Origin of the sequence: Pseudomonas sp. ADPe (genome assembly GCF_014843515.1) — a bacterium.
In the GTDB taxonomy this organism is placed as follows: Bacteria; Pseudomonadota; Gammaproteobacteria; order Pseudomonadales; family Pseudomonadaceae; genus Pseudomonas; species Pseudomonas citronellolis.
The window spans coordinates 6282501-6303522 of the sequence record NZ_CP062122.1 but is presented as its reverse complement, the minus strand read 5'-3'; the positions used below and the strand labels follow the sequence as shown (position 1 = coordinate 6303522).

The 21022-nt window shown below is 67.7% G+C and carries 15 protein-coding genes, 2 rRNA genes and 1 pseudogene (1 of these 18 running past the window's edge); 5 read left to right on the top strand and 13 right to left on the bottom strand.

What is annotated here, in order from left to right; all coding sequences use genetic code 11:
* Positions 1 to 224: 224 nt before the first annotated feature.
* On the bottom strand, positions 225 to 2504 hold the full coding sequence (locus IG194_RS28515) for a nitric-oxide reductase large subunit (RefSeq protein WP_058489488.1): 2280 nt from the start codon (positions 2502 to 2504) through the stop codon (positions 225 to 227).
* Positions 2505 to 2694: 190 nt separating this feature from the next.
* Between IG194_RS28515 and norR the strand changes: the two genes are divergently transcribed.
* Positions 2695 to 4260 carry a nitric oxide reductase transcriptional regulator NorR gene (gene norR, locus IG194_RS28510; protein WP_058489487.1) on the top strand — a complete coding sequence of 522 codons (1566 nt, stop codon included), beginning with the start codon at positions 2695 to 2697 and terminating at the stop codon, positions 4258 to 4260.
* Positions 4261 to 4300: 40 nt separating this feature from the next.
* Here the strand turns inward: norR and IG194_RS28505 are convergent.
* Positions 4301 to 4642 (bottom strand): annotated as a pseudogene (locus IG194_RS28505) (choline transporter); the annotation flags it as partial.
* 673 nt (positions 4643 to 5315) lie between these two features.
* Here IG194_RS28505 and IG194_RS28500 point away from each other — a divergent pair.
* Positions 5316 to 6662: a chloride channel protein gene (locus IG194_RS28500; RefSeq protein WP_058489486.1), complete on the top strand. Its 1347-nt coding sequence runs from the start codon at positions 5316 to 5318 to the stop codon at positions 6660 to 6662.
* A gap of 227 nt (positions 6663 to 6889) precedes the next feature.
* Here IG194_RS28500 and epsC read toward each other — a convergent pair whose 3' ends face one another.
* Positions 6890 to 7840, bottom strand: coding sequence for a serine O-acetyltransferase EpsC (gene epsC, locus IG194_RS28495; protein ID WP_009620203.1), 951 nt, complete (start codon positions 7838 to 7840; stop codon positions 6890 to 6892).
* 388 nt (positions 7841 to 8228) lie between these two features.
* On the opposite strand from epsC, the gene IG194_RS28490 reads away from it, so the two are divergent.
* Positions 8229 to 9800, top strand: a complete 1572-nt coding sequence (locus IG194_RS28490) for a sensor domain-containing diguanylate cyclase (protein WP_058489485.1) — start codon at positions 8229 to 8231, stop codon at positions 9798 to 9800.
* Positions 9801 to 9822: 22 nt separating this feature from the next.
* On the opposite strand, the gene IG194_RS28485 is transcribed toward IG194_RS28490, so the two are convergent.
* From IG194_RS28485 to IG194_RS28460, 6 genes are all read right to left on the bottom strand, one after another.
* Entirely contained in the window at positions 9823 to 10062 is a 240-nt protein-coding gene (locus tag IG194_RS28485; protein WP_009620201.1) for a hypothetical protein, read from the bottom strand.
* A 327-nt stretch (positions 10063 to 10389) separates the two neighbouring features.
* Positions 10390 to 11388, bottom strand: coding sequence for a GlxA family transcriptional regulator (locus IG194_RS28480; protein WP_141679763.1), 999 nt, complete (start codon positions 11386 to 11388; stop codon positions 10390 to 10392).
* Positions 11389 to 11433: 45 nt separating this feature from the next.
* Positions 11434 to 12849, bottom strand: a complete 1416-nt coding sequence (gabP, locus tag IG194_RS28475; protein ID WP_058489483.1) for a GABA permease — start codon at positions 12847 to 12849, stop codon at positions 11434 to 11436.
* A 440-nt stretch (positions 12850 to 13289) separates the two neighbouring features.
* Positions 13290 to 13499 (bottom strand): cold-shock protein, encoded by a 210-nt coding sequence (locus tag IG194_RS28470; protein ID WP_009620169.1) that lies wholly within the window; start codon positions 13497 to 13499, stop codon positions 13290 to 13292.
* A 423-nt stretch (positions 13500 to 13922) separates the two neighbouring features.
* Entirely contained in the window at positions 13923 to 14180 is a 258-nt protein-coding gene (locus IG194_RS28465; RefSeq protein ID WP_043317991.1) for a hypothetical protein, read from the bottom strand.
* A 155-nt stretch (positions 14181 to 14335) separates the two neighbouring features.
* On the bottom strand, positions 14336 to 15463 hold the full coding sequence (locus IG194_RS28460; RefSeq protein WP_009620167.1) for an AGE family epimerase/isomerase: 1128 nt from the start codon (positions 15461 to 15463) through the stop codon (positions 14336 to 14338).
* A gap of 200 nt (positions 15464 to 15663) precedes the next feature.
* On the opposite strand from IG194_RS28460, the gene IG194_RS28455 reads away from it, so the two are divergent.
* Positions 15664 to 16263: an NAD(P)H-binding protein gene (locus IG194_RS28455; RefSeq protein ID WP_058489482.1), complete on the top strand. Its 600-nt coding sequence runs from the start codon at positions 15664 to 15666 to the stop codon at positions 16261 to 16263.
* A gap of 5 nt (positions 16264 to 16268) precedes the next feature.
* Positions 16269 to 16619 carry a hypothetical protein gene (locus IG194_RS28450; RefSeq protein WP_058489781.1) on the top strand — a complete coding sequence of 117 codons (351 nt, stop codon included), beginning with the start codon at positions 16269 to 16271 and terminating at the stop codon, positions 16617 to 16619.
* A gap of 22 nt (positions 16620 to 16641) precedes the next feature.
* Here the strand turns inward: IG194_RS28450 and IG194_RS28445 are convergent, their stop codons facing one another.
* The 4 genes from IG194_RS28445 to IG194_RS28430 form a co-directional block, all read right to left on the bottom strand.
* Complete coding sequence (locus tag IG194_RS28445; RefSeq protein ID WP_058489780.1) at positions 16642 to 18336, bottom strand: NAD-dependent malic enzyme; 1695 nt, start codon at positions 18334 to 18336, stop codon at positions 16642 to 16644.
* Positions 18337 to 18421: 85 nt separating this feature from the next.
* A complete protein-coding gene (locus IG194_RS28440) occupies positions 18422 to 19708 on the bottom strand; it encodes a dicarboxylate/amino acid:cation symporter (protein ID WP_058489481.1) in 1287 nt (428 codons plus the stop codon).
* A 509-nt stretch (positions 19709 to 20217) separates the two neighbouring features.
* Positions 20218 to 20333 (bottom strand): 5S ribosomal RNA (gene rrf, locus IG194_RS28435).
* Between the two features lie 131 nt (positions 20334 to 20464).
* Positions 20465 to 21022: ribosomal RNA gene (locus IG194_RS28430) — 23S ribosomal RNA — on the bottom strand (it continues 2325 nt past the right edge of the window).

The window sequence follows — 21022 nt, the reverse complement described above, 5'->3', positions numbered from 1 at the left end:
GGCCGCCAGCCCAGCCTGCAAAAACTGTTCGACATCAACCTGTAGCGGGCCCTGCCCGCGAATCGCGCGCAGGGCCCGCTCCTACAAGGGGGTACGGTGCATTGCCGGCCGCACCGGAATGCTCGCCTGCCACGTAGGCGGACTCCGCCGCACATGCAAAAACGCACGCGGCCCACCTCCCTGGCGGGCCGCGTGCGTTACCAACGCTTGTTCCTATCGAATCGTCAGACCTGTTCCTGCACACCTCCTTCCGCGAAGACTTTCACGGACTTGCCGCTCGGGGAAAGCACCCCGGTCACCACCTGCCAGGCCATCGACAGGGCCCCGACGATGAACACCAGGTCGCCGAAGGTGCGCACCCAGCGCAGGGTCTGCAGCAGCGGTTGCTGCATGAACTCCTCGCTGCGGGCGTACCAGAGGCCGACGCTGGCGCTGGCGTGGAACTGGATGATGCCGATGGGCAGCAGGCTGGTGGCGAGCATCAGCACCAGGCCGCCGTTGAGGCACCAGAAGGCGGTCTTCATCAGCCGTTCGTTGAAGTGCAGCTGCGGGCGGATGTAGCGCAGCACCAGCAGGGTGAAGCCCAGGGCGAGGAAGCCGTAGACGCCGAACAGCGCGGCATGGGCGTGGGTCGGCGTGGTGTTCAGGCCCTGGATGTAGTAGAGCGCGACCGGCGGGTTGATCATGAAGCCGAACACCCCGGCGCCGAGCATGTTCCAGAAGGCCACGGCGACGAAGCAGGCCAGCGGCCATTTCACCCGCTGCATCCAGGCCGCACGGTTCTTCAGGCGCCAGTTCTCCCAGGCCTCGTAGCCCAGCACCACCAGCGGCACCACTTCCAGAGCGCTGAAGGTGGCCCCCACCGCCATCACCGGCGTGGTAGTGCCGGCGAAGTACAGGTGGTGGAAGGTGCCGGGCACGCCGCCGAGCATGAACAGCGAGGCCGAGGCCAGGCTGGCGGTGGTGGCGGCGCGGCCGGAGACCAGGCCCATGCTGGAGAAGATGAAGGCCAGCGCGGTGGTGGCGAAGACCTCGAAGAAGCCCTCCACCCACAGGTGCACCACCCACCAGCGCCAGTACTCCATCACCGACAGGTTGGTGCGCTCGCCGTAGGCCAGGCCGGCGCCGTAGAACAGGCCGATGGCGATCACCGAGGCCGACAGCAGCGCCAGCAGGTTCTTGTCGCCCGGCTTGCCGAAGGCCGGCAGGATGCCGCGCAGCATCAGCAGCAGCCAGAAGGCGATGCCGAGGAACTTGCCGATCTGCCACAGGCGCCCCAGGTCGACGTATTCGTAGCCCTGGTGGCCCAGCCAGAAGTTCCACTCCGGCGGCATCAGCTGGGCGATGGCCAGGTAGTTGCCGATGAACGAGCCGACCACCACCACGACCAGCGCCCAGAACAGCACGTCGACGCCGAGCTTCTGGTGTTTCGGGTCCTTGCCGCCGTTGATGATCGGCGCCAGGAACAGCCCCGCGGCGAGAAAGCCCGTGGCGATCCAGAACAGCGCGCTCTGGATGTGCCAGGTGCGCAGCAGCGAATAGGGGAACCACTGCGACAGCGGGATGCCGTAGAAGTCCTGGCCTTCCACCGTGTAGTGCGCGGTGGCGCCGCCCAGCAGCACCTGGAAGCCGAACAGCCCGACCACCAGCAGCAGGTACTTGCCCAGCGCCCGCTGCGACGGGGTGAGCGCCACCAGGCTGAGCGGGTCCTGCAGCGGCGGCTCCGGCTCCGCCTCCTCATGCCCGCGCAGGAAGGCCCAGGCCCAGACCAGGAAGCCCACCCCGGCGATCAGCAGCACCACGCTGACGATGGACCACATGACGTTCTCGGCGGTCGGCTGGTTGCCGATCAGCGGCTCGTGGGGCCAGTTGTTGGTGTAGGTGGCGGCCGAGCCCGGGCGCTCGGTGGCCGCGGCCCAGGCGGTCCAGAAGAAGAAGTGCGTCAGCTCCTGGCGCCGCGCCAGGTCCGGCAGGGTGCCCTCCTTCATGGCGAAGCTCTTGCGGCTGTGCTGCAGCGCCGGGTCGTCGCCGAACAGCGCGATGTAGTAGTCGGCGGTGTGGCGGATGGCCTCGACGCGGCGTGCGCTCAAGGTCAGCACGCCATCCTCGGCGCGGTTGCCGCGGTATTCGCGCTTCAGGCGGGCGAGCAGCACGGCCTGCTGGTCGCCGTCCAGTTCGCCGAAGGCCTTGCCGTACTGCTCGTGGGCGCCGATGTCGAGCCAGGCGCTCAGCTCGCGGTGCAGCCAGTCCGCGGTCCAGTCCGGGGCCTGGTAGGCGCCGTGGCCCCAGATGGAGCCGAGCTGCATCCCGCCCACGCTCTGCCAGGCGGTCTGGCCGTCGAGGATGTCGGTGCCGGTGAACAGGGTTTCGCCGGTCTCGCTGCGCACCTGCGCGGGGATCGGCGGCGCCTGGCGGTAGACCTCGCGGCCGAACCAGCCGAGTATGCAGAAGGTGACGCCGAGCACGGCGATCAGCGCCCACCACAACTTGCGGTATTCACCCATGATGGCGTTCCTCCCCGGCGAGCGGGCGAAGGGGGCTGGCGGATTTGACGTAGGCGCGGCGGCCTGGGATGTTGCTGAGCGGGACGTGCATGGGATGGCTCCTTGGTCAGGCACTGCTTGCGCTATCGCAAGTCGTGTGCCATCCCATAAACCTCTCAGGATCAATAACTTGCGAAATTCACAAGTCAAAATGACCTCACCCGGAACGGGTTCTAATGACCTCAAAGAGGTAAAAAACACCTCCTTGCTGGACCGGCTCCTGGCGGACCTGGCCGACGACCTGCCCACCGCCGAGCGCCTGCAGCGGCTGGTGCTGGCTTTGCGCGACGAGTTCGCCTGCAGCGCCGTGGTGCTGCTGCAGCTCGATGGCGACAGCCTCCAGCCCCAGGCCGCCGTGGGCCTGGACCGCGAAGTGCTCGGCCGGCGTTTCGCCGTGGCCAGCCACCCGCGCCTGGCGCACATCCTCGCGCAGCGCGAGCCGCTGCAGTTCAGCGCCGACAGCGAGCTGCCCGATCCCTACGACGGCCTGCTCCAGGACAGCCCCGACAAGCCCCTGCCGGTACACGACTGCATGGGCATGAGCCTCTACCTGGAAGGCCGCGCCTGGGGCGCGCTGACCCTGGACGCCCTGCGCCCCGGCAGCTTCTCGCCGGCGCTGGTCCGGCGCCTGGAGCACTACGCGCCGCTGATCGAGGCCGCCGTGCGCGTCGGCCGCCTGGAAAGCGAGGTGCGCCGCCTGCGCCTGACCCGCAGTGTTCTGGCCGAGCCGGCCCTGGAACCCGGCGCCGGCATCCTCGGCGAGAGCCCGGTGTTGCACCAGTTGCTGGACGAACTGAAGATAGTCGCCGACTCCGAGTTGCCGGTGCTGCTGCAGGGCGAGACCGGCGTCGGCAAGGAGCTGTTCGCCCGCGCCCTGCACGCCAGCTCGCCGCGTTCGCGCAAGCCGCTGGTCTACGTGAACTGCGCGGCGCTGCCGGAAACCCTCGCCGAAAGCGAGCTGTTCGGCCACGTGCGCGGCGCCTTCTCCGGCGCCGCCCAGGACCGCCAGGGCCGCTTCGAGGCGGCCAACGGCGGCACCCTGTTCCTCGACGAGATCGGCGAGCTGCCGCTGTCGATCCAGGCCAAGCTGCTGCGCGCCCTGCAGGGCGGCGAGATCCAGCGCCTGGGGGCCGACCGGCCCAAGCACGTCGACGTGCGCATCATCGCCGCCACCAACCGCCATCTGGCCGACGAGGTGCGCGGCGGGCGCTTCCGCGCCGACCTCTATCACCGGCTGTCGGTGTACCCGGTGCACATCCCGCCGTTGCGCGAGCGCGGCCAGGACGTGCTGGTGCTGGCCGGGCACTTCCTCGAACTCAACCGCACCCGCCTGGGCCTGCGCTGCCTGCGCCTGACGCCGGATGCCGAGCAGGCCCTGCTGGACTACGCCTGGCCGGGGAACGTGCGCGAGCTGGAACATCTCATCAGCCGCGCGGCGCTCAAGACCCTGAGCCAGGCGGCCTCGCGGCGCGAACTGCTGAGCATCGACGCGGCAGGGCTCGGCCTGGAGCTGCCGGCGGCCGAGGATGCCGTCGAAATACCCGCCCCCTCGACCGAGGACGCCCGTTCCCTGCAGGAGGTGGTCGACGACTACCAGCGCCGCCTGCTGCAACGCGCGCTGCAGCGCCATGGCGGCAAGTGGGCGGCGGCGGCCCGCGCGCTGAAGATGGACCCGAGCAACCTGCGCAAGCTGGCGCGCCGCCTGGACCTGCGCTGAGCGCGGCGAAGCGCCCCGCGGGCTGCTCGCGCCGGAGGCTTCAGCGCACCATGTGCAGGTAGTGCAGGTGGCGCTGGTACTGGTCGAGGATGTCGCCGATCACGTCCTCGCGGCTCCAACCCATGATGTCGTAGTCCTGGCCGCCTTCGCGCAGGTGTACCTCGGCGCGGAAGTACTTGCGGGCGTCGTTGCCCTCGTCGCTGTCCTGCACCACGAAGCTGGGCGAGGCGAAGGCCCGCGGGCGCACCTCGTAGAGGAAGCGGCCTTCGCCGGCATGGTCCAGCGCCAGGCTCACGCGGCCGTCGTCGCGCTCCTCCACCGCCACCTCGTAGCCCTGCTTGCGCAGTTCGTCGGCCACCTGCTCGCAGGCCGGGCGCACCAGCGCTGGTTCGACATGACGCCCCCGGAGCACCGGCGCCTGCACGGCGACGCCAACATCGTGTCGATGGCCGCCGCCGACTGGCCGCGTGTCGTCGGCCCGGCGCAGCGAACTCTCGAAACCCTCGACTGCGCCACACTTCGCCAGCGAAGCGGCCACAGCCATCGGCTATACCTGGGGTGTCGCCCACCCGGTTCCGGGCGGGCGGCTCTCGTGTTCCGATGCAATGACCTACTGGCCCGCCACGTTGCGGGCGAGCGCTCCCCGCCGGGCCCGGCCAGGCTCCTGGGCCAGGCCCTGGCGGGGGCCTGTCGTTCAGGAAGGACGAGGGCATTCTTATGCCCGCTCGCCAGCCCAACTGTAGGGCGCATAACGCCCCAGGCGTTACCTATGTGTCCCGGCAGAACATTTGCAAAACCCATCGCCTACCCTGCCGGCACAATCGCGGACAAAGTCCGCTCCTGCGCGGCAGGCGAGTACGGCTTTTCGTAGGAGCGAGCACCCCGGCGCAGTGGGCAAGACAGTTGTCCCTACGGGATAACATCGCGTCTCCGTCCATGATTCGCATGCAGGGCGAGCGCCTGCACGGAAGAACGTGGAGACACCTGAACGCGAAGTGCAAGGCGATGGCAAGACGGCCATAATCCACCCTTGCCCCGCGATCCAGGCCCCGTCGATGTCCGAACAGCCCTGCCCTGCCAACGCAGAACCCGCCCCCACCGCCCGCCTCCGGCGCTTCCGACGGCCACGCTGGCTGGAATGGCGACAGCGCCTGGCGTTCTGGGTCGGCGCGCTGCTGGTGGGCCTGGTGGCGCTGGCCTTCGCCTGGCTGGCGGACCAGTCCTTCGCGCTGTTCAAGCGCATGCTCGGCATCGCGCCCTGGCTGCCGCTGCTGCTCACCCCGGCGGGTTTCGCCCTGCTGGCCTGGATCACCCAGCGCTGGTTCGGCGAGGCCAAGGGCAGCGGCATTCCCCAGGTGATCGCCGCGCTGGAGTCGCCCTCGCGGCGCTTCCGCGCCCGGGTGCTGGCGCTGCCGGTGGCCGCCGTGCGCATGCTCTTCACCCTGGGCGCGCTGCTGGTGGGCGGCTCGGTGGGCCGCGAAGGGCCCACGGTGCACGTCGGCGCCGCGGTCATCTACGCCTTCGGCCGGCGCCTGGGGCTGCATGGCCGGCGCACCATCGCCGGGCTGATCCTCGCCGGCGGCGCGGCCGGCATCGCCGCGGCCTTCAACACCCCGCTGGCGGGCATCGTGTTCGCCATCGAGGAACTCAGCCGCACCTTCGAGCAGCGCTTCAGCGGCCTGGTGCTGACCGCGGTGCTGATCGGCGGCGCCGTCACCCTCGGCCTGATGGGCCATTACTCCTATTTCGGCGAAATCGGCGGCAGCCTGCCGGCCGGCTGGGGCTGGAGCGAGGTGCCGGCCTGCGCCCTGCTCGGCGGCCTGCTGGGCGGGCTCTACGTCAAGCTGGTGCTGCCCACCCAGGCCGGCTGGCTGGGCCGCATGTTTCGCCTGCGCGAGCGCTGGCCGGTACGCTTCGCCGCCGCCTGCGGCCTGCTGCTGGCGCTGCTGGGGCTGGCCTCGGGCAACCACGTGTTCGGCACCGGCTACGAGGAAACCCGCGCCCTGCTCGAAGGCCACCCGATGACCGACCAAGGCTTCGTGCTGTGGAAGTTCCTGGCCAACGTGGTGTCCTACCTCTCCGGCATCCCCGGCGGCCTGTTCTCGCCCTCGCTGAGCATAGGCGCGGCCTTCGCCCCGCTGCTGTCGCAGTTGCCCGACGTCAACCCGCAGACCTGCGCGCTGCTGGGCATGGGCGCCTACCTCGCCGGCGTGACCCGCTCGCCGCTGACCGCCTCGGTGATCGTCCTGGAACTCTCCCACAGCCCCGACCTGCTCATCCCCATGCTGGCCGCCACGGTCATGGCCGCCAGCATTTCCGGCTGGATCGCCCCGGTCTCGCTGTACCACGCCCTGGCCCGGCAGGTGCTGGACAAGCTGGCGCCGGCGCAGGGAACTCGCTGACGGAACAGGCCCGCTCGCGCCAAGACGCTTTTCGTAGGATGGCGTTGAGCGAAGCGATACCCATCAGCGCAACCGCATGGGTTTCGCAAGCTCAACGCCATCCTACGAGGGCCGTGCAGTTGCATAGTTCGGTGCAACGGATCGGACCGATCGCGGACGGAATCCGCTACGGTTCCAGGAAGCAGGGTCGTAGGAGCGGACTCCGTCCGCGATTATCCACCCTACGCCTAGTCCAGCCCCGCGTCGTTGGCCTGCTGCTGCAGGCTGGCCTGGCTGATCTGGCTGCCCGGCGGCACGCTGCGCGTCAGCCAGACGTTGCCGCCGATGGTGGAGCCCTTGCCGATGGTGACGCGCCCCAGGATGGTGGCGCCGGCGTAGATCACCACTTCGTCCTCGACAATCGGGTGGCGCGGCTGGCCCTTGTGCAGTTGGCCGGTCTCGTCGGCGGTGAAGCGCTTGGCGCCCAGGGTGACCGCCTGGTAGATGCGTACCTGCTCGCCGATGATCGCCGTTTCGCCGATCACCACGCCGGTGCCGTGGTCGATGAAGAAGCTGCCGCCGATCTGCGCGCCGGGGTGGATGTCGATGCCGGTGGCCGAGTGCGCCAGTTCGGAGATGATCCGCGCCACCAGCGGCAGGCCGGCGCGGTACAGGTGGTGCGCCATGCGGTGGTGGATGATGGCCAGCACCCCCGGATAGCACAGCAGCACCTCGTCGACGCTGCGCGCCGCCGGGTCGCCCTGGTAGGCGGCCAGCACGTCGGAGTCCAGCAGTTGGCGCAGCAGCGGCAGGGCCAGGGCGAAGTCACGGACGATCCCCAGCGCCCGCTCCTCGATGCCGTCCTCCGCTTCGCCGCGCTGGCGCGCGCTGTAGCGCAGCTCCAGGCGCGCCTGGATCAGCAGCGCGTTGAGGGCGCTGTCCAGGGTGCGCCCGACGAAGAAGTCCTCGCTCTCGTCGCGCAGGTCGTTGGGCCCCAGGCGCATGGGGAAGAGCGCACTGGCCAGGCGTTCGACGATCTCCTCGATGGAACGCCGCGAAGGCAGCTCGCGCCCGCCCTGCTCCCGCGGCCGACCGCTGCGGCTGCGCCATTCGCTGCGCGCCGCGCGCAGTTCCTCGACGATGCGCTCCAGTTGCCAGCCCGCCGGGCCGTTCTCGTTCTGTTTGCCGATCTCGTGCATGTATCGATACTTCCAATGCCGTGGTTCTTTTCAAGCGTAGGCCGGCTGGGCAGCCTTCGTCACCATTACCGGCCTATCCTGGGGTTTCCCGGGCCCGTCGACAAATCGCTGGCGGTTCTAAGCTCATGCCTGGCGACCGAGTGTCCCGGCCCGACGAAGGCCCGGTTCGCCAACCGGCGGGCCAGAGCAAACCGCGAACGGACAAGCCGTCGCACGCCATTGGTCAAATAATGGCTATATGCCACCAATTTCTCACCTAACATGAACCTTGGCAGGATAGACGGACGCAGCACCGGAGGACCGGCCGCTGACGGGCCGCTGCCTTGCCAGAACCCGGCGGCCCCGCCGTTTCCGGCCGCCATCCACCACGCGCCACTGGAATACGTCCATGCCATCCGGGGCCATCCCCAAGCTCAACCTGCGCACGCTGATCCTGCTGTTCACCTCGCTGGCCATCCTCGCCACGCTGTTGAACGACCTCTATGCCACCTACCGGATCCAGCGCGAGACGCTGGTGCGCAATTCGCTGGAGACCAACCGCGCCTATGCGGCGAAAGTCGCCCTGACCCTCGGCCAGAGCCTCGACGCCGACCTCGGCCGGCTGCGCTACAGCGCCCAGGTGATGGGCAAGGACTTCGCCTCCCGGGCGACGATGCAGGCCGAGGCCCGGCGCCTGGCGGAGCAGGACCAGAGCTTCAACACCCTGGTGATCGCCGATGCCCAGGGCCGGATTCTCGCCTCGCACCCGCCGGCGCTCAGCGTGGCCGGCCAGAACCTGCGCTCGCGGGAGCCGCTGGAGCGGCGCCAGGCGATGATCAGCCCGGCCTTCAATTCGCTGGTGGGCAACCTGATCGTCTTCGTCTCCCACCCCATCCGCAGCCCGCAAGGCGAGTACCTGGGGCTGGTCGGCGGGACCATCTACCTGCGCAAGAACAACGCGCTCAACGAGATCGTCAGCAAGCACTTCCAGACCGACGCCTCGCACCTGTACCTGGTGGACGGCAACCGCCACCTGCTGTTCCATCCCGATGCCGACCACATCGGCAAGGCCGTGGGCCGCAACGCGGCGGTGGACGCCGTGCTGCGCGGCGAGAGCGGCGCGATGCAGGTCACCGATGCCGACGGGGTGCAGATGCTGGCGGGCTATGCCCCGGTGCCCAACAGCGGCTGGGGGGTGGTCGTCCAGCAACCGATGAGCGCGCCCCTCGCCGCCCTGCGGGCGCTGATGCTCCAGGTGGTGCAGGGCATAGTGCCAATGATCCTGCTGGGGCTGGTCCTGCTCTGGTGGGCCGCCTCGCGGATCAGCCAGCCCCTGAGCAGGCTCGCCGACTACGCCGAGCAACTGGACGACTCCCGCGGCATTGGCCAGGTGAGCGCCTGGTACTACGAGGCCTGGCGCATCCGCCGCGCGCTGATCCAGGGCGCGCTGCTGACCCAGGAGCGCATCGGCAAGCTCAACCACCAGGTGCTCAGCGACCCGCTGACCGGCCTGGCGAACCGGCGGATGCTGGAGGACTGCCTGCGCGACTGGGCGCTGCTGGAGAAGCCTTTCGCGGTGATCAGCATGGACATCGACCATTTCAAGCGGGTCAACGATGCCTTCGGCCACGACGTCGGCGACAAGGTGCTGCAGGCCTTCGCCGACCTGCTGCGGCAGAACTGCCGCGACGGCGACGTGCCCTGCCGGGTGGGTGGCGAGGAGTTCATCCTGCTGCTGCCGCTGACCGGCCTCGCCGACGCCGCGGAAGTGGCGGAACGGATCCGGCGCTCGCTGGCCGAGGCCGTCATGCCCCCGGCCGGGCAGGTCACCCTGTCGCTGGGGGTGGTCTGCTGGACGGCGGACCGGTCCGACGTCGCCGCCACGCTCAAGGAGGCGGATGAGCTGCTCTACCAGGCCAAGCAGGCCGGCAGGAACCGGGTGATGGTCCACGGCAAGGGGACCTCGACGACCGCAGCCTGACGAGCGCGCCGGCAAGGCAGGCTCAGTCCAGTGGCGCGAGCCCGGCCACGCCCTCCTCCCGGGTGTCGGGGTGCAATGTGAGTTCGATCCGATGCGCGGCATGAAGCAGCGCATCGGCATTCTCCTCGAGGCGTTTCGCAGCGGTGAGCAGGGCCGCGGCGGTAACGGGCGAGACGGCCTCCGCCGCGGCCTGGCGCAAGACCTGGACGGCAGACGTCTCGTTGATGGCAGAAGCCAGCAACACCTTCCTTAGTCGTTCCATTTCCTCCTCCATTGTCGGCTGGAGCAGTGCAGGAATAGCTCCGATTTGGCCTGGCCAGCGGACGAGCCGATAGTCGGCAGTGTGTGGGTAGGTTTTTGTTTGGTTGGAATTTGGTTTCAGGCTCTGGTCCCAGCCCCGTTATGCCCGCGAACGCGGGAACGTAGGGCGGGGGCGTTGAGTCCGCTCCCTACGCCCGGGCTCTCCTGTAAGCATAGGAGCGGACTCCGTCCGCGATTCGACGGGCATGATGAGGCCCCCGGCCCCCCCCTCCCGAATCGTAGGGCACATAACGCCCCAGGCGTTATCCGCCGTCTCCGCAAGGCCAACCTACCGCACCGACTTCACACACCCATGGCGCACTTCCTTCGACGGCGGATACCCGTAGAAGGACGTGTAGCACTTGCTGAAATGACTGGGCGAAACGAAGCCGCAGGCCAGGCCCACCTCGAACATCGGCAGGTCCGAGTGCTGCAGCAGACGGCGGCTCTCGGTGATGCGCAGTTCCAGGTAGTAGAGCACCGGCGTGGTGCCCAGCTGCTGCTGGAACAGCCGCTCGATCTGCCGCTTGGAGCGGCCGACGTAGCGCGCCAGCTGTTCCTGGCTGAGCGGCTCCTCGATGTTGGCGCTCATCAGGTTGATGGCCTCGCGCAGCGGCTCGCTGAGCTTCTCGTGCAGCGCCGGCCGGGCGCGGCGGAAGCGCGATTCCTCGAAGGCGAGGATGTCCGCCACGGCTTCCACCAGTTCGCGGCCGTGCAGCGCGTCCATCCACTCCAGCACCATGTTGAAGGCCCCGGTCGGGCTCGCCGCGGTGAGGCGGTCGCGGTCGACCATGTGGCTTTCGCTGGTGACCTCGCTGTGCCGGGCGATCTCCGCCAGCGCGGCGCGGTTCTCCGGGTGTACTGCGCAGCGGTAGCCGTTCAGCAGGCCGGCCTGGCCGAGGAACCAGGCACCGTTCCACAGCCCGGCCAGGGCCACGCCCTTCTCCGCCGCCAGTTGCAGCAGGCGCGTCAGTTCGGGCGCGGCGCGCAGCGGGGTGCGCAGGCCGCCGCAGACCACCAGCAGGTCCAGCCCCGCCAGGTGCGCGGGCGCCAGGGCCGAGCCGGGGCAGATGACCAGCCCCAGGTCGCTGGTGACCGATTCGCCGTCCAGACTGAAGGTGCTGGTGGCGAAGGCCCCGGCGCGGATCAGGTTGGCGGTGACCAGGGTGTCCAGCGCCTGGGTGAAGGCCGGCAGGGAGAAATGCTCCAGCAGCAGGAAGCCCACCCGCCCCTGGCGTTGCGCGCCCGCCCGGGGCGCGGAAAGGAACCTGAGGTTGCGGCCCTGCATGGCGCCGCTGAATTGCCGCCGTTCTACCAATCGCGACTCCTGTCTTCAGCCGGCCGAACGCAACGGCTCGAAGCGGCTGCCGGCATGGGCGCCCTGGCGCCGGGTGGTGAAGCTCAGCAGCACCGTGGCCACGGTCAGACCGAGGGTGGAACTCACTTCGACGCGGTGCTCGGGCAGGATGAACATCACCACCAGCACGGAGGTGATGAAGGCGATTACCGCCCAGGTCAGCCAGGGGAACAGCCACATGCGGCAGGCGATCTCCTGGTTGCTGCGCTGCAGATTGGCGCGCATGCGCAGCTGCGAGACGGCGATGGCCAGGTACACCAGCAGGGCGATGGAGCCGGAGCTGGCGAGAAGGAAGTCGAACACCCGCGCCGGGGCGATGAAGTTCAGCACGGTGGTGAGCATACCGATCAGGGTGCTGGCGATGACCGCGGCCCGCGGCACGCCGGCCGCCGAGGTGCGCTGGATGAAGGCCGGCGCGTCGTTGCGGCGGCTCAGCGAGTAGATCATCCGCGAGGCGATGTAGATCGAAGAGTTCAGGCAGCTGGCCACGGCCACCAGCACCACCACGTCCATCATCAGCTTGGCGTGGGGCACGTTCATCAGTTCCAGGGCGCGCTGGTAGGAGCCCTGCGCCGTGAGCATGGGGTCGTTCCAGGGCACCACGGAGATGATCACCAGGATCGACAGCAGGTAGAACACGCTGATGCGCCAGATCACCGCCCGCGTGGCCTTGGCGATGTTGCGCCGCGGGTCGCTGGATTCGGCGGCGGCGATGGTCACCGCCTCGGTGCCGATGAAGCTGAACAGCGTGGTGATCAGCGCAGTGAAGATGGCGCCCCAGCCGTTGGGCAGGAAGCCGCCGTGCTCGCGCATCAGGCTGCCCAGGCCGCTGACCTCGTGCCCCGCCGGCAGCACGCCGAGCAGCGCCGCCGCGCCCAGGCTGATGAACAGCACGATGGCGCCCACCTTGAGCATGGCGAACCAGAACTCGAACTCGCCGTACTTGGCCACGCTGAACAGGTTGGTGACGGTCAGCAGCAGCGTCATCACCAGGGCAAACACCCAGGTCTGCACCTGCGGGAACCAGCTGTTGAAGATCACCCCGGCGGCGATCGCCTCGATGGGGATCACCAGCACCCAGAACCACCAGTACAGCCAGCCGATGGTGAAGCCGGCCCAGCGGCCGATGGCCTGGTCGGCGTAGGCGGAGAAGGAGCCGGTGTCGGGGCGGGCCACGGCCATCTCGCCGAGCATGCGCATCACCAGCACCACCAGCAGCCCGGACAGCGCGTAGGCCAGGATGGCGGCAGGCCCCGCGGCGGCGATGGCATGGCCGGAACCGACGAACAACCCCGCGCCTATGATCCCGGCAATGGACAGCATGGTCACATGGCGCGGCTTGAAGCCCTGGACCAGTTCGCCACTGGCGCCTTTCGCACTTGGAATACTCATCGGTCGGCCTTTGTTGAATTTGTTATGCGGTGGCAAGGCGCCACCTGGCGGGCGTCCCGGACTGCGGGACGCGGGCACAACCCTATTCCAGGGCGTTATCCGGGCATTTGCCCAGGATCGCCATGGGCATGAGCAAAAACGACATGGCCTCGCCCGCGAGCGCCCAGGCCCGGCGCTGGCGACAGCATGAAAACGACATCGGCGGAAAGAGGAAGAAGAGGAAGGACAACGACGCTGCTAGATGCAGCGACCGTCCACGGACAGCGTCTGCGCGGAGATACGGAGCGCCCGGTCAGGGGCGAGACAGGCGACGGCGTCGGTCATCGAGTACCAGATTGCCCGGCCGAGGTAGCGGAGTTTCGATTGCGAGAGGGAATTTTTCGAGCACAAACGAAAAGCCCCGCAATGCGATGCGGGGCTTCGGGCACCAGAAGGTGCGCTTACAGGGCTTGAACCTGCTCGGCCTGCGGGCCTTTGGCGCCGGCAGTCACGAGGAAGCTGACGCGCTGGCCCTCGTCGAGGCTCTTGTAGCCGGTGGATTCGATCTGGCGGAAGTGAACGAAGACGTCCGGGCCGCTTTCCGGGGTGATGAAGCCGAAGCCCTTCTCAGCGTTGAACCACTTGACGGTACCAGTTTGGCGGTTTGCCATGATGTAGATCTCCAAGGTAGGAACGAGCACAGGCGACATGCCTGGCTGAAACTGAATGCAGAGTGAAGAGAAACCGAGGAGATGGAAATCAGAACGGACTGAACATCAAGACGGAGGCGCTAAACTGGCAGGCAGTGGCAGCAGAATACAGGGTTCGACGGATTTGAACAGCATTTTCTTTTCCGCATCGCGATTCTGGACGGCCGGTCGCCTTTCCACGACGCGCAGGAAGCGTCTCCCAACACCTGTAGGAGCGGGCCCTGCCCGCGATTCGCGCGCAGGGCGCGCTCCTACAGGTAGAGCCGGAGGTGGGCATGGCTCGCTCATACGAAGAGCATCCCAGCGCGGCCTGCAAGAAACGAAAGCACCTCGGCGCCCCATATGCCCCGGGAATGCGCTAATGGATAACGCGAAAAGCCCGGCTCAAGCCCTCCCGTCGAGCTGGTCCACCCAGCGCTCGGCGGCGGCGAAGGAGGCCTCGAAGGCGGCCTCATGGGATTCCCAGGGCCCGATCACCACATCCAGCGGCGATACGCTGGTGGGCACCTTCGCCAGCGAAAGCAGCATCTCGGCGACCTTGCCGGGGCCGGCGTAACGCGGCGAAATGAGCACCGCCACCCCGCTGGAGGTGGTGTACTCGCTGGGTGGCATGAAGTTCGGCTCACTGGTTCGCTGTTGCATGCATCGTTCCCCCTGGCCCGCTGGCAGGCCGTTCACATGGCTGGAGTTGCGCGAGATGGCGGACGGTCGCCCACCCTTTCACGGACTCTCCAGCTTGCCAGCGGTTCCGCCGGATCGCCCCTGCCAAAGGCATGGCCGCCGGGCGGTACAAGGAGTCAGACGCGCCCAACCAGGGCCTGCAGCGCCTGGTAGGCGCCCAGCAGGTGGTAGGGCGTGGTGGAAGGCATGTCCGCGCGCAGCACCTCGCCGTCCGGCCCCAGCACCTCGTGCCAGCCGCCGTCGTGGAGGAAGCGCGAACGGAAGCGCTCGGTCCAGAGCGCCAGGGTATCGAGGGACCGGGCGCTACCCTCCACGGCCAGGGCGCGGGCGAACTCGGTCTGCGCCCAGATGCGCTGGGTGGCGTCCTGCAGCGTGCCGTCCGCCGCCAGTGCGGCACTGACGCCGAGGGTATCGGCGGCCACGCCATGCTGCCGGGCGAAGACGAAGGCGCGACGCAGCGCGGCCTCCAGGGCCGAACCGGCGAACAACGCCGGCGCGCCCATGACCAGCGAGAACCATTCGAACTGATGCCCCGGCTCGATGCGGTTGCCCGCCTCGCCTTGCGGCAGCTCGGCGATGCAGCCGCTGGCCGGATCGACGAAGCGCGCCAATACCGCGGCGCCGATCGCCTGCAGGCGCTCCCCGTACCAGGGCTCGCCAGCGATGGCATAGGCCGCCAGATAGGCCTCGGTGAGGTGCATGATGGGGTTCTGCAGCACGGGCGCGCCGTCGTCTGCGAAATCCTCGGCCAGCGCGGACAGGTACAACCCCTGGCCATCGGCGAAGCGCTGCTCGATCAGCTCGGTGGTGCGCGTCATCAGCTCCAGCGCAGCCGCGTTGCCACTGAGCTTGTGATATTGCGCGCAGGCGAACACCACGAAGGCGAAGGTGTAGAGGTCGCGGCGGCTGTCCAGCGGCTTGCCGGCCGCGTCGATGCTATAGAGCCAGGCCCCGTGGCCATCGCCGAAATGGCGTTGCAGCGAGTCGAACAATGCCTCGGCCCGAGCAGCGCCGGCAGGCCCCGCGTGGCTGAAGACGAACAGCTGGCGGGCGCAGGCCATGGCGCGGTAGCGCACCGCGGGCAGGGGCTGCCCGCTGCGGTCGTCGAGCGACTCGTAGGGCAGCTGCAGCGCCTCGTTCCAGCCGGCGGCGCGCCACAGCGGCAGGACGGTGTCGGCGTAGTGACGGGTCAACGCCTCGATACCGGCGGTGAGGGATGGCGAAAGGAACGACGGGACGGGCATTCGACGAGTCTGCGTGAGGAAGGAAGGCGCAAGCGCAGAAGATAGAGGAAAAGCCCCTCGGAAAGAACCCGCCCGCACTCGACACCGGACTGCGTGTTCCGCACCCTGCCCCGGCCAACTGCCAGGCCGGCGGAACCTCCGCCCTCGCCAAGGCTTCGATATGCATAGGCCCGCCCTGCCCTTCAATCGGAGGAAGCGCCATGCACAACCTCGAGACCCCCACGCTGAAGCTGGGCGTGTTCCGCCCCTTCGACAGCCTCGGCCAGGCCCTGGTCGCCGCCGCGCTGCACCGGCAGCACGAGGTCAGCGCCCTGGTGGAGGATCTCAACGACCTGCGTGCGCGCCCCGGCCTGCGCTGCAAGCTGGGCGGCCTGGCGTCGTCCATCGAGGTCAGCGAGGCGGTGACGGGGCTCGACGTGGTCTTCGCCATGTTCGGCGACCAACCGCCGCAACAGCTGCCGCCGCAGTGCGGCGCGCTCATCGACGGTGCGTTGCGCGCCGGCATGCCGCGGCTGTTCCTGGTGGGCCACTGGCAGTGGCTGGTGGCGCCGCAAGATGCCGCCGACGAGCGACTCGGCGCCGGCCTTGCGCGCAGCCTGGAGGTGAGCGGCCTGAACTGGACGCTGGTGGAGGCGCCGGACTTGATCGAAGGCCTGCGCATCGATGACTTCAGCAGCGCCGCCGCGCCCATGGACAAGGCGAGCCAGCAGGCCCTGTCCTGTGCCGAGGCGCTGCTCGACGAGGTGCGCCTGGGGCTGCACAGCCGCCAGTGCCTGCGTCTGCGCGAGGCAGGGAGGTGATGGCCATGTCCGGTCCTGATGCGCTCAGCCAGACGCTGGGCACTCTGCTCCTGGCGCTGGCCTTCAGCGCCTTCATCCTCTTCGTTCGCGGTTACCGCCCCGCCGGGGTTGGCGCCTTCTGGTACGACCTGGTGCTGGGCTTCGTCGGCCTGTGGCTGGCGCTCTGGCCGGAAGCGGCGACCTTCCTGCACGAGATGAACGCCGCCAGCGCGCGGGGCCTGCTGCTGCAGGTCGTCGCCACCCTGCTGGGCGGACTGCTCGGCGCCGGCGCAGCCAAGGCCCTGCAGTTCGCCCTGCAGGAGCGCCGCGCAGGGCGCCCGGCAGGCGAAGAGCGCCACGGGCGCTGGAAGCGCTAGCGCAACGCCTGTAGCGGCAACCTCACAACGAGCGACGGCGGTACTCGCGGTAGCGCGGCACCCAGAAGTTGCGCTCGATGGCGGCCTGGAGCATGTCGTCCGGGGTTTCCAGCGCCACGCCCTCGGCCTGGGCCTGCTTGGCCACGGCGAAGGCGATGCGCCGGCTGACCTGCTGGATGTCGCGCAGCGGCGGCAGCACCGCATCGCCCTCCCCGGTCACCACCGGCGAGCACTCGGCCAGGGCGTTGGAGGCGGCCATCAGCATCGCCTCGGTCACGCGTCGGGCGCCGGCGGCGATCACCCCCAGGCCGATGCCGGGGAAGATGTAGGAGTTGTTGCACTGGGCGATGTGGATGCTGCGCCCGCCGTGCTCCACCGGCTGGAACGGGCTGCCGGTGGCGACCAGCGCGCGGCTCTCGGTCCACTGGAGGATTTCCGCCGGCGTCGCCTCGACCCGCGAGGTCGGGTTGGACAGCGGCATCACCAGCGGCAGCGGGCAGTGCTTGTACATCTCGCGGATCACCGCCTCGCTGAACAGCCCGCGCTGCCCGGAAACGCCGATCATCACCGTCGGCTTGGCCCGGCTGACCACTTCGAGCAGGCCGATGCCGTCCTCGCCGCGCTGCCAGTCGGCCACGTCGGCAGCCTTCTGCGCCAGCTTGCGCTGGAAGTCCAGCAGGCCGTCCATGCCCTCCACCAGCAGGCCGTGGCGGTCGACCATGAAGATGCGCTGGCGCGCCTGCGCCTCGGACAGCCCTTCCAGTTGCATGGCGGCGATGATGTGCTCGGCGATGCCGCAGCCGGCGGAACCAGCGCCGACGAAGGTGATCACCTGCTCGCTGAGCTTCTGCTGCTTGACCTTGCACGCCGCCAGCAGGGTGCCGACCGCCACCGAGGCGGTGCCCTGGATGTCGTCGTTGAAGCAGCACAGCTGGTCGCGGTAGCGCGCAAGCAAAGGCATGGCGTTGGTCTGGGCGAAGTCCTCGAACTGCAGCAGCACGCCCGGCCAGCGGCGCTGTACGGCGCGGATGAACAGCTCGACGAAGTCGTCGTAGTCCTTGCCGCTGATGCGCGGGTGGCGCCAGCCCATGTACAGCGGGTCGTCCAGCAGCGCCTGGTTGTTGGTGCCCACGTCGAGCACGATGGGAAGCGTGTAGGCCGGGCTGATGCCGCCGCAGGCGGTGTACAGCGACAGCTTGCCGATGGGGATGCCCATGCCGCCGATGCCCTGGTCGCCCAGGCCGAGGATGCGCTCGCTGTCGGTGACCACGATGATCTTCACCTTGTCCTTGGTGGCGCTGCGCAGCACGTCGTCGATGCGCTCGCGGTCCGGCCAGGAGACGAACAGGCCGCGGTGGGTGCGGTAGATCTTCGAGAAATCCTGGCAGGCCTGGCCTACCGTGGGGGTGTAGATGATCGGCAGCATCTCCTCCAGGTGGCCTTCGAGCAGGCGGAAGAACAGCGTCTCGTTGTTGTCCTGGATGGAGCGCAGGTAGACGTGCCGGTCGAGGTCGGAGGCGCATTGCAGGTACTGCTGGTAGACGCGCTCGGCCTGTTCCTCGATGGTCTCCACGGTCTGCGGCAGCAGGCCGATGAGGTTGAAGTCGATGCGCTCCTGCGGGCTGAAGGCGCTGCCCTTGTTCAACAGCGGCATCTCCAGCAGGGCCGGGCCCGAATAGTGGGTGTACAGCGGGTAGTTCGACTTGCGTTCGGTCATGGCTTTCTCCACTGCCTGCATGACGGGCTTCAGGAAACGACAGCGCCCCGTGCAGGGGCGCCGTAGAGGGTAGCGCGTGAAGCTTTCAATGATCCATCGATGCTTCGAGCGCCGAGGGTCCGGCGGCCAGTTCGCGATGCAGGGTTTCCTCGTCCAGCTCCTTGCACCACTTGGCTACCACAACGGTGGCCACGCCGTTGCCCACCAGGTTGGTCAGGGCGCGGGCCTCGGACATGAAGCGGTCGATGCCGAGGATCAGCGCCAGGCCGGCGACCGGCAGGTGGCCCACGGCGGACAGGGTGGCGGCCAGGACGATGAAGCCCGAACCGGTGACGCCGGCCGCGCCCTTGGAGGCGATCAGCAGCACCGCCAGCAGGGTCACCTGGTGGATGATGTCCATCTGCGTATCGGTGGCCTGGGCAATGAACACCGCGGCCATGGTCAGGTAGATCGAAGTACCGTCGAGGTTGAAGGAATAGCCGGTGGGAATCACCAGGCCGACCACGGTCTTGTCGCAACCCAGCTTCTCCATCTTGGCGATCATCCGCGGCAGCGCGGACTCCGACGAGGAAGTGCCGAGAACGATCAGCAGCTCCTCGCGGATGTAGTTGATGAAACGCAGGATGTTGAAGCCATGGCAGCGCGCGATGCTGCCCAGCACGAGGAGCACGAAGAGGATGCAGGTGAGGTAGAAGCAGGCCATCAGCTCGCCCAGTTGCACCAGCGAACCCACGCCATAGGCTCCGATGGTGAAAGCCATGGCACCGAAGGCGCCGATGGGGGCGACGCGCATGATCACGTTGATGATGTTGAACATCACCTGGGTGAAACGCTCGATGAACAGGAAGATCGGCTGGCCCAGGCTGCCCATGCGATGCAGCGCGTAGCCGAACAGCACGGAGAAGAACAGCACCTGGAGGATGTCACCGTTGGCGAAGGCGCCGACCACGGTGTTGGGGATGATGTTGAGCAGGAACTCGATGGTGCTCTGTTTCTCGCCGGCCGAGGCGTAGGCGGCGACCTTGCTGGTATCCAGGCTGGCCGGGTCGACGTGCATGCCCACACCCGGCTGGACGATGTTGACCACCGCCAGGCCGATGATCAGGGCGATGGTGGAAACCACCTCGAAGTACAGCAGCGCCATGCCACCGGTCTTGCCCACAGCCTTCATGCTCTGCATGCCGGCGATGCCGGTGACCACTGTGCAGAAGATGATGGGCGCGATGGCCATCTTGATCAGTTTGACGAAGCCGTCGCCCAGGGGCTTCATCAGCACCGCGGTCTGCGGATAGAAGTGGCCCAGGGCGATGCCGATGGCAATGGCGATCAGCACCTGCACGTACAGGCTCTTGTAGAAGGGTTTCTTGCTCATGGCGGCTACCTTTCTCCAGATCGGCGCCGGCCCTCCTGGCCACGGCACCCAACTCCACGACCGGGCCTCCCCATCCTCGAGAGCGCGTCCTGCAGACGGTGGACTCCCGGCGAGCAGTGGCGGTGGCCGGGAACTTGTTACCTATTGTTTCTGACTATAGGCGCTACACAGCGAGGCGAAGTTCCGAATGTCTGCCTGCTGAGCGGGCCCTGCCCGCGATTCGCGCGCAGGGCGCGCTCCTACAGGGGGAATGGCGCAGGTGGGGCGGCGTAGGATGGTGGCTCGGCGGGACGCGTAGGATGGCGTTGAGCGAAGCGATACCCATCGCCATGGCCTCGCGGACATGGCGCGGGTGGGGCGGCGTAGGAGCGGATCTTATCCGCGAAGTGCGCCGGAACCGCCGGCAATCGCGGACAAGGTCCGCTCCTACAGGGAGATGCTCCTGCTTTTCCGCGCCCCAAAAGCAAAACCCCCGACCAGCCAGGCTGATCAGGGGTTTTGGGATAGGTGCTTGACGATGACCTACTCTCACATGGGGAAACCCCACACTACCATCGGCGATGCGTCGTTTCACTGCTGAGTTCGGGATGGGATCAGGTGGTTCCAACGCTCTATGGTCGTCAAGCAATTCTTTCGGATGCTCGTGACTTACGCACACGCTCACCCTGATTCGGGTATGTGACAGGTATTTGCGGTTCACACGAACTTTCGGTTCGTCGACTTCACCGTCTAACACACAAATTGTTTGGGTGTTATATGGTCAAGCCTCACGGGCAATTAGTATCGGTTAGCTCAACGCCTCACAGCGCTTACACACCCGACCTATCAACGTCGTAGTCTTCGACGGCCCTTCAGGGGAATCAAGTTCCCAGTGAGATCTCATCTTGAGGCTAGTTTCCCGCTTAGATGCTTTCAGCGGTTATCTATTCCGAACATAGCTACCCGGCAGTGCCACTGGCGTGACAACCGGAACACCAGAGGTTCGTCCACTCCGGTCCTCTCGTACTAGGAGCAGCCCCTCTCAAATCTCAAACGTCCACGGCAGATAGGGACCGAACTGTCTCACGACGTTCTAAACCCAGCTCGCGTACCACTTTAAATGGCGAACAGCCATACCCTTGGGACCGGCTTCAGCCCCAGGATGTGATGAGCCGACATCGAGGTGCCAAACACCGCCGTCGATATGAACTCTTGGGCGGTATCAGCCTGTTATCCCCGGAGTACCTTTTATCCGTTGAGCGATGGCCCTTCCATACAGAACCACCGGATCACTAAGACCTACTTTCGTACCTGCTTGACGTGTCTGTCTCGCAG